Origin of the sequence: Arthrobacter oryzae (genome assembly GCF_037911235.1) — a bacterium.
In the GTDB taxonomy this organism is placed as follows: Bacteria; Actinomycetota; Actinomycetes; order Actinomycetales; family Micrococcaceae; genus Arthrobacter; species Arthrobacter oryzae_E.
In genome coordinates, this window is sequence record NZ_JBBLYW010000069.1 from 24,563 (window position 1) to 32,966 (window position 8,404).

Below are 8,404 nucleotides of genomic sequence, written 5' to 3' on the forward strand. Positions count from 1 at the left end.
ATTTTGCTCATTTAGCTCAGCAGCCACCACCCCGTCAGCACCACCCCTTCAGGAGGGCAATGAAGCGTCCGGCACCGAGGCAGCCGCTGCGGTTTTCCACGCAGACCCTGCTGCTTCAGCTTGGAGTGGTTTTGCTCGTTGTGCTGCTCAGCGGCGCCGTGCATGCCTGGCTGACGTACGAGCGGCTGGGCCGGGAAGCGGAAAACCAGGCACTTACCCTGGCCCGCACCGTAGCCTCGGATCCTGCGGTCCGCCGGGAAGTCCGCGCCATCAGCCGGGAGGCGGGCACTCCCCCGGCATCCGTGCTGCTGGCCGGCCCGCTGATGGCGGTGGCCGAAGGGGCGCGGACCCGCACCGGCGCACTGTTCGTGGTGATCACGGATGAAACGGGCCTGCGGCTCGCGCACCCGGACGCGGACCGGCTGGGCGAAAAGGTCAGCACTGATCCGTCCGAGGCCCTCTCCGGCAAGGAGGTGACCACCCGGAACACCGGAACGCTGGGACCCTCTGCAGGAGCCAAGGTGCCCGTCTTCGGCCCGGATTCGGACACCGTGGTGGGCGAGGTCAGCGTGGGGTATTCCACCGAGAGCATCGTCCAGAGCCTTGCCCGGGACATCACGCCCATCGCGCTCACCGCGGCGGGTTCGTTGCTGGCCGGAATCCTGGCCTCGTTCCTCCTGCGGCGCCGCCTGCAGCGGCTTACACTTGGCCTGGAACCGGAGGAGATCAGCACGCTGGTCCATGACCAGGTGGCGGTCCTCCAAGGCGTTGACGACGGCGTGATCGGCATCTCGGCCGACGGCAGGATCAGCGTCTTCAACGCCGCCGCCCAGCGGCTCCTTGGCCGGCCGGATCTCGCCGGCACGCCCTGGCAGCACGCTCCGGTCCCCGAGCAGCTGAAGGCCCTGACCCGGCCGGATGCGGCTGAAGGGGACGCCGTCGAGATCATTGCCGGCGCCCGCGTGCTGGTGGCCAGTGCCCGCAAGGCGCTGCACCGCCAGGAAGACCTGGGGTGGGTGGTGATGCTCCGCGACCGCACCGAACTGCAGCACCTCACCCGCCAGCTGGATGCCGTGGGCACCATGTCCACCGCCCTGCGCGCCCAGCGGCACGAGTTCGCCAACCAGCTCCACACCATCGCCGGTTTCATGAGCATCGGGCAGCACCAGCAGGCCCGCGATTACCTGGCCCGCCTCGCCGCCACGGGTCCGCTGAAGTTTCCGGTGGACCAGGCCGAGCTGCTTCAGGACCCCTACCTTCAGGCGTTTGTGGGCGCCAAGGGCGTGGAAGCGGACGAACGCGGGGTGACGCTGCGGATCGGCCCGGAGACCCTGGTGCGCGGACAGGTCACCGAGCCGCAGGATGTCACCACGGTGCTGGGGAACCTGATCGACAATGCCGTGAACGCCGCCGTCGCAGGCTCCGGCACGGACCGCTGGGTGGAAGTGGAGCTGCTGGACGAACCGGGACACGACGGCGGCACGCTGCACATCGTCGTCGCGGATTCCGGCGACGGTCTGGCCACCGGGACCGCGGCCGGCGGCGCGGACGGGGTTCTGGCAGACGCCGTGTTCGCCGAGGGATTTACGACGTCGGCACGGCCGGCTCGTGCCGGCGGCGGGCAGGGATTGGGTCTGGCACTGGCCCGGCAGCTTGCGCGGCGTCGCGGCGGAGACGTCCGGGTCCTGGAGCCGGGTTCCCCCGGCGGACCGGGAGCCGTCTTTATGGCGACACTGCCGCGGACCACCGCCGCCGTGGCAGAGACGGTGGCAGAGACGGGAAGCCTCATCGGGAAGGACAGTTACATCGGGAAGGACAAGGATGGCTGAAGATCTGAGGGTGCTCATAGTGGATGACGATTTCCACGTGGCCAAACTCCATGCGGCCTATGTGGATTCGGTGGCGGGTTTTATGGCATTGCCGCCTGCCGGTTCGGCATCGCTGGCGCTGCAGGCAATCCACAGCCTGCGGCCGGACCTGGTGCTGCTTGATGTGTACCTGCCGGATGCGTCCGGGCTTGACCTGCTCGGCCAGCTGGACGTGGACACGATGATCCTGAGTGCGGCGTCGGACGCAGCCTCGCTGCGGGTGGCCTTCCGCCGCGGGGCCCTGGGCTACCTGCTCAAGCCGTTCACCGCCGAGTCGTTGTCGCAGCAGCTCCGCTCCTATGCCCGGTACCGGCGCATCCTGTCCCAGCAGGGCCCGCTGGATCAGGACACGGTGGAGCGCGCCAAACGCTCACTGATCCCCGGGGACGTCACGGCCTCCGCCAAGCCGCGCTCCGCCACCGAGGCAGCAGTCCTCGAATCGCTGGAACCCGGTGAACAGTATTCGGCGGCCGAAGTGGCCGGGCGGGTAGGGGTGTCCCGGGCCACCGCCCAGAGGTACCTGTCCTCGCTGGCGGACGACGGCGCCGTCGACATCCAGCTGCGCTACGGAACCACCGGCCGCCCGGAACACCGCTACGGCCTGCCGGCTAAATAGCGCGAACGGACACTTGGGGCCCCAAAATCCGCGGATTTGCGGGCCCCAAGTGTCCGTTCGCGCCGGTTGGAGGTTGCTAGCTGGCGCTCTTCTGGGCTACCAGTTCGATCTCGACGAGCATGTTGGGGTCCAGGAACGGCAGCACGTGAACCAGTGACAGGGTGGGACGGATCTCGCCGAACACCTCACCGTGCGCGCGGCCGGCGTCTTCCCACTTGCTGATGTCCGTCAGGTACAGCTTCGACTGCACCACGTCCTCGTAGGCGAACCCGGCTTCGGCCAGGACCGCACCCAGCTTTTCGAGGATGAACCTGGTCTGGGTGTAGAAGTCCTCGCCCACGATTCCGTTGTCGCCGCTCGCCGCAGTGGCGGAAATGTACAGGGTGTTGTCCACCTGCACCGCACGGGAATAGCCGAGGGTCTGCTCCCACGAGGAGCCGGAGCCTAATGTCTTGCGCATGGGTGTGCCTTTCGATGGTGCTTGAGTCGGCACCACTTTAGGGCGGCTATACGTCGAGCCGGTAAACCAGCAGCTTTATGTCGGTGTCCGTCACGAACCAGTCGCGTTCAGGAACGCGATGGAAGCCCGTTTTCCGGTACAGCCCGTGTGCACTCTCCCACGTGCGGCCGGTGGTCAGCGCCACGGCCTTGATGCCGTCCAGCGACTTCGCGTGGTCAATGATCGCCTCGACCATGGCCTTGCCGGCGCCGCTGCGCTGGACTGACGGGTCCACCACGAGCATGCGGAATTCGAGTTCATCCGGCAGCGCGATATCCGCAAATGGTTCACCCGCGACGGCGAGCGTCACGGAACCGACGATGCGCCCCGCCCGCTCGGCGACCCAGATGGTGGCCTGGGCGGCCCGTTTGGCCACGTCCTGGATCTGCCGCATGTACGGGTGGTCTGCACTCTCGAAGTAACCCGCGGCAAGGTAGGCGTCCCGCGTAATGCGGGCCACGGCGTCGAAATCGGCCGGGACGGCGGGACGAATGATGATCTGCGAATGCACTTATCCATGGTAGTCGCGGGCGCATCGCGGTTCCCCCGAAAGCGCCGTTTCCGTGACTGAACTATCACTACGCTTATGCGCCCAGGCGTTGCCCTGAGTTGCCCTCCGTTTCGCGGCGTTGCCCCGCGTTGCCCTGTGTGGCCCAGTATTTCCGGGTATTTCCCTGCATTTCCGGGCGTTGCTCCAATGGTCGGCGGCGCTGGCCGGCCGCCGCCGGGCTGTGGTTGATTTGCACCACCGACGCCGGCAACCACCCCGCCCCGACAGACAGGACCCCTCCCATGGCATCCCCTCAGCGCACGCTGCACCTCAACGCCTTCCTCATGAGCACCGGCCATCATGAAGCCTCCTGGCGGCTGCCCGAAAGCAACCCGCTGGCCAGCCTGGACATCAGCCACTACCGCAATCTCGCCCGGATTGCCGAGCGCGGCACCTTCGATTCCATCTTCTTCGCCGACTCGCCCGTGATCTTCGGCAACGTGGGCCGCCGGCCGGCCGGAAAGCTCGAACCCACGGTGCTGCTGACCGCCATCGCCGCAGCAACCGAGAAGATCGGCCTCATTGCCACGGCGTCCACCACCTATAACGATCCGTTCAACCTTGCGAGGCGTTTTGCCTCCGTCGACTTTGTCAGCGGCGGCCGTGCCGGATGGAATGTGGTCACCACTGCAGGGCCCGACGCCGCGCGGAACTTCGGCGTCGACGACCAGCCGGCGCACGCCACCCGTTATGAACGGGCGGCGGAGTTCCTGGACGTGGCAGGCAAGCTCTGGGACAGCTGGGACGACGACGCGGTGGTGGCGGACAAGGAGGCAGGCGTCTGGGCCGACCAGGACAAGGTCAGGCCGATCGACCACGCCGGCAAGCATTTCAAGGTGCGCGGGCCGCTCAACGTTCCGCGGTCCCCGCAAGGCTACCCGCTGATTGTCCAGGCGGGATCCTCCGAGGATGGCAAGGGACTTGCTGCCCTGTATGCAGAGGCCGTGTTCACAGCGCAGCAGACCCTCGGGGACGCCCAGGAGTTCTACACCGACCTCAAAGCCCGCACCGCCTCGGCCGGCCGGGACCCGGAGGGCATCAAGATCCTGCCCGGAATCGTGCCCGTGCTGGCCGGCACGGAGGCTGAGGCCAAAAAGCTGGAACGCGAACTCGACGAGCTGATCCGGCCGGAATATGCCCGGATCGAACTTGCCAAAACCCTCGGTGTCAGCCCGGAGGACCTCCCGCTGGACCGGCAACTTCCGGCGGACCTTCCCGATGAGGATTCCATCCAGGGCGCCAAGAGCCGCTACACCCTGATCGTGGAGCTCGGCCGCCGCGAACAGCTCACGGTGCGGCAGCTGATCGGGCGCCTGGGCGGCGGCCGCGGGCACCGCACCTTCTCGGGGACTCCGGAGCAGGTGGCAGATGCCATCCAGCTCTGGTTTGAGAACGGCGCGGCCGACGGTTTCAACATCATGCCCGCCGTGCTCCCGTCAGGGCTGGAGGCCTTCGTGGACCATGTGGTGCCGGTCCTCCGTCAGCGCGGCTTGTTCCGGACGGAGTACACGGCCGACACGCTGCGGGGGCACTACGGCCTGGAACGGCCGCTCAACCGGTACTCCGGCGCCGCCGGGCTGGCCGGCGTGCACGCCTGAGTCTAGAGCGGAAACTTTCCGGACAACTCAAGGGTCCCGGCACAGGTCCACGCGGCGAGGCGTTCCTCGTCCGAGGGTCCTCCGTCGAGGGGGCTGGTGAGGCGGGGCCGGCGCACCCAGCAGCCGGCCTCCTCGGCGATGAGGGCCCCGGCCGAGAAATCGTGCTCGTTGAGTCCGCGTTCCCCGAAGGCGTCATGGGTTCCGTCCGCCACGAGGCAGAGGTCCAGGGCGGCGGATCCCAGCCGGCGCACATCGGCGAAACCCTCCATAAAGCCGCCCAGGGCCGCGGCCTGCTCGGCACGGACACCGGGATCGTAGCTGAAGCCGGTGGCCAAAATCTGCCCGGCCCGGCCCGGAACGGGGCCGGTGAGCTGGATCCGCTGCCCCCGCTCCTCCAGCCACGCGCCGCCGCCGCGCGATGCGTAGTAGACGCGGCCCAGGGCCGGCGCATTGACGACGCCAGCCAGCCAGGCGCCGTCGGGATCGGCCACCGCCACCGATGTGCCGTAGTACACGATGTTCCGGATGAAGTTGGTGGTGCCGTCAAGCGGGTCAATGGACCAGCGGTAGCCGCTGGGGTTGTCCCGGCTGAGGGTGCCGTTTTCCTCGCCGGTGACGGTGTCCTGCGGCCGGGCGCGGCCGATGACTTCACGGACGGCGTTCTCGGCGGCGACGTCGAAGGCCGTCACCCAGTCCCCCGCGTCCCCTTTGTTGCTGACATCCAGTGCGTCGGCGCTGCGGGTGGCGAGCACTGCGGCCCCGGCGGCGGCTGCCGCTTTGGCCACTTCCAGCAGGTCCGACGGCGAGGCGCTCATTCCGCCCGCCCTTCCTGGTGGTCCTCCGGGTCATCACCGTTGCCGGCGTCGTCCTGGGAGTCGGCAACGTCAGACTCAGCCGAGTCAGCGGAGTCAGCCGAGCCGCCGGGACCGTTGGCCAGGAGCTCGCGGAAGCCGTCCTCGTCCAGCACCGGCACGCCGAGCTGCTCGGCCTTGTCCAGTTTTGTTCCGGCGTTCTCGCCCGCCACGACGTAGCTGGTGTTCTTGGAGACGGATCCTGCGGCCTTGCCGCCCCGGATGAGGATGGCTTCCTTGGCTTCGTCCCGGCTGAAGCCTTCGAGGCTGCCGGTGACCACGAGGGTGAGGCCTTCCAGGGTACGCGGAGTGGATTCGTCCTGCTCATCCTGCATCCGCACACCGTCCTGGGCCCATGTGTCCACGATTTCGCGGTGCCAGTCCTCGGCGAACCATTCCTTCAGGGCAGCGGCGATCACCGGGCCCACGCCGTCGACGTGGGCGAGTTCCTCCTCCGAGGCCTGCCGGATGGCGTCCATCGAGCCAAGGGCCGTGGCAAGCGCCCGTGACGCCCTGGGCCCGACGTGCCGGATGGAAAGCGCCACGAGGACGCGCCACAGCGGCTGGGTCTTGGCTTTTTCCAGTTCGGCGAAGAGCTTTTCCGTGGTGGCCGTGGGCTTGGACGGCGTCTTGGCTGTGCCCTTGGTGTAGAAATACGGCACGAGTTCGAATTCGCCCGTGGCCACGCCCTTCGAGCGCTTCTCACGGCGGATCCGGACATCGGCAAGGTCTTCGCGCCCGAGCCGGAAGAGCGTGGCTTCGCTGGTCAGGGGCGGAGTCTCCGGCTCGGCCGGCTGGGTCAGGGCGATCGCGGCTTCCCAGCCGAGTGCCTCGATATCGAAGGCGCCGCGGCTGGCCACGTGGAAGACGCGTTCGCGCAGCTGCGCCGGGCAGGACCGTGAGTTGGGGCAGCGGATGTCCACGTCCCCTTCCTTCCCGGGAGCAAGCGGCGTCCCGCAGGACGGGCACTCCGTGGGCATCACAAAATCCCGCACCGGCGGATCCTGCTGGTCCCGAAGCGCAAGCACGGGGCCAACGATCTCCGGGATGACGTCCCCGGCTTTCCGGAGGACCACAATGTCGCCGATCTTCACGCCCTTGGCTTTGACGACGTCCTGGTTGTGCAGGGTGGCCATTCCTACGGTGGACCCGGCAACTTTCACAGGTACCATGACGCCGTAGGGGGTGACGCGGCCGGTGCGGCCCACGTTCACGGCGATGTCCAGCAGCTTGGTGTGGACTTCCTCCGGCGGGTACTTGTAGGCGACGGCCCAGCGCGGCACCCTCGAGGTGTAGCCGAGGGCGCGCTGGGTGGCTAAGTCATCCACCTTGACCACGATGCCGTCGATCTCATGCGTCAGGCTGTGCCGTTTGTCGCCGTAGCGTTTGATGAAGTCGAGCACTTCCTTGAGGCTGCCGAGGACCTCGAAGTAGGGGCTGGTGGGCAGGCCCCACTCGGCGAGCTGGCGGTAGGTGTCCGACTGGCTGACGGTTTCCAGCCCTTCGCGGGCGCCGATGCCGTGCACGTACATCCGCAACGGGCGCTTGGCGGTTTCCGCGGGATCCTTTTGCCGCAGCGAGCCGGCGGCGGCATTGCGGGGGTTTGCCAACGGCGCCTTGCCGGCTTCGATCAGGGCCTCATTGAATTCGGCGAAGGCCTTTGACGGAATGAACACTTCGCCGCGGACTTCCATCTCGGCCGGATAGTTCCCGCCGGTCAGCTGCTGCGGGATCTCCTTGATGGTCAGCACGTTGTGGGTGATGTCCTCGCCGGTGTAGCCGTCCCCCCGGGTGGCGGCGCGGACCAGCTTGCCGTCACGGTAGAGCAGGTTCACCGCAAGACCGTCGATCTTGAGTTCGGTGAGCCAGGCAGGTCCGGCAGAGCCGTTCCCGAGTTTGGCCACGGATGCTTCCGCCTTGGCGATCCACGCCTCAAGTTCCTCGAGGGAAAAGACGTCCTCCAGGCTGTACATCCGCTGCAGGTGTTCGACGGCGGCAAAGGCGGCGGCTACTTCGCCGCCCACCTCCTGGGTGGGTGAATCGTTGGCCACCAGCTCCGGGTGCATGGCCTCGAGTGTTTCGAGGCGCCGGAAGAGCTCGTCAAACTCGGCATCCGAGATAAGGGGCGCGTCTTCCTGGTAGTAGGCGAAGCGGTGCTTGCGGACCTCTTCCACCAGATTTTCGTATTCCTCGCGCACTGCCCCGGAGGGCACCTTTTCCTGAAGAGTGCCTTGCGTTTCTGTGTCTGCTGCCGTCTTCCCTGTGCTCACAAACCTATCCTGCCCTAGATCGCCGACAATGTCTGGCTGGCGGTCTGGCTGGCGGTCTGGCTCGCGGCACTGCCGCGCCAGGGCTCACGACCACAAAAGGTCCCGGACGCATTGCTGCATCCGGGACCCCTGTTTCAGCACCACCAGGGGTG

At 67.4% G+C, this 8,404-nt stretch carries 7 protein-coding genes; 3 read left to right on the forward strand and 4 right to left on the reverse strand.

The genetic code is table 11. The features are described from left to right. The first annotated feature begins 59 nt into the window (after window positions 1-59). Together WMN78_RS19990 and WMN78_RS19995 are read left to right on the forward strand one after the other, a co-directional pair. Window positions 60-1,829 (forward strand): sensor histidine kinase, encoded by a 1,770-nt coding sequence (locus WMN78_RS19990; protein WP_340535502.1) that lies wholly within the window; start codon window positions 60-62, stop codon window positions 1,827-1,829. Continuing rightward, window positions 1,822-2,484 carry a response regulator gene (locus tag WMN78_RS19995; protein ID WP_340535503.1) on the forward strand — a complete coding sequence of 221 codons (663 nt, stop codon included), beginning with the start codon at window positions 1,822-1,824 and terminating at the stop codon, window positions 2,482-2,484. Before WMN78_RS19990 ends, WMN78_RS19995 begins: the two co-directional genes overlap by 8 nt. 76 nt (window positions 2,485-2,560) lie before the next feature. Here the strand turns inward: WMN78_RS19995 and WMN78_RS20000 are convergent, their stop codons facing one another. Next, the gene (locus WMN78_RS20000; protein ID WP_340535504.1) at window positions 2,561-2,944 is read right to left on the reverse strand and encodes a RidA family protein; all 384 of its coding nucleotides are present in this window, start codon (window positions 2,942-2,944) and stop codon (window positions 2,561-2,563) included. Between the two features lie 46 nt (window positions 2,945-2,990). Further along, a complete protein-coding gene (locus tag WMN78_RS20005; protein ID WP_340535505.1) occupies window positions 2,991-3,494 on the reverse strand; it encodes a GNAT family N-acetyltransferase in 504 nt (167 codons plus the stop codon). A gap of 281 nt (window positions 3,495-3,775) precedes the next feature. Here WMN78_RS20005 and WMN78_RS20010 point away from each other — a divergent pair, with 281 nt between their 5' ends. Next, window positions 3,776-5,131 (forward strand): LLM class flavin-dependent oxidoreductase, encoded by a 1,356-nt coding sequence (locus tag WMN78_RS20010; protein WP_340535506.1) that lies wholly within the window; start codon window positions 3,776-3,778, stop codon window positions 5,129-5,131. A 2-nt stretch (window positions 5,132-5,133) separates the two neighbouring features. Here WMN78_RS20010 and WMN78_RS20015 read toward each other — a convergent pair whose 3' ends face one another. Then, entirely contained in the window at window positions 5,134-5,946 is an 813-nt protein-coding gene (locus tag WMN78_RS20015; protein WP_340535507.1) for an inositol monophosphatase family protein, read from the reverse strand. Then, window positions 5,943-8,252: an NAD-dependent DNA ligase LigA gene (gene ligA / locus WMN78_RS20020; protein ID WP_340535508.1), complete on the reverse strand. Its 2,310-nt coding sequence runs from the start codon at window positions 8,250-8,252 to the stop codon at window positions 5,943-5,945. The genes WMN78_RS20015 and ligA overlap by 4 nt, the downstream gene beginning before the upstream one ends. Window positions 8,253-8,404 lie beyond the last annotated feature (152 nt).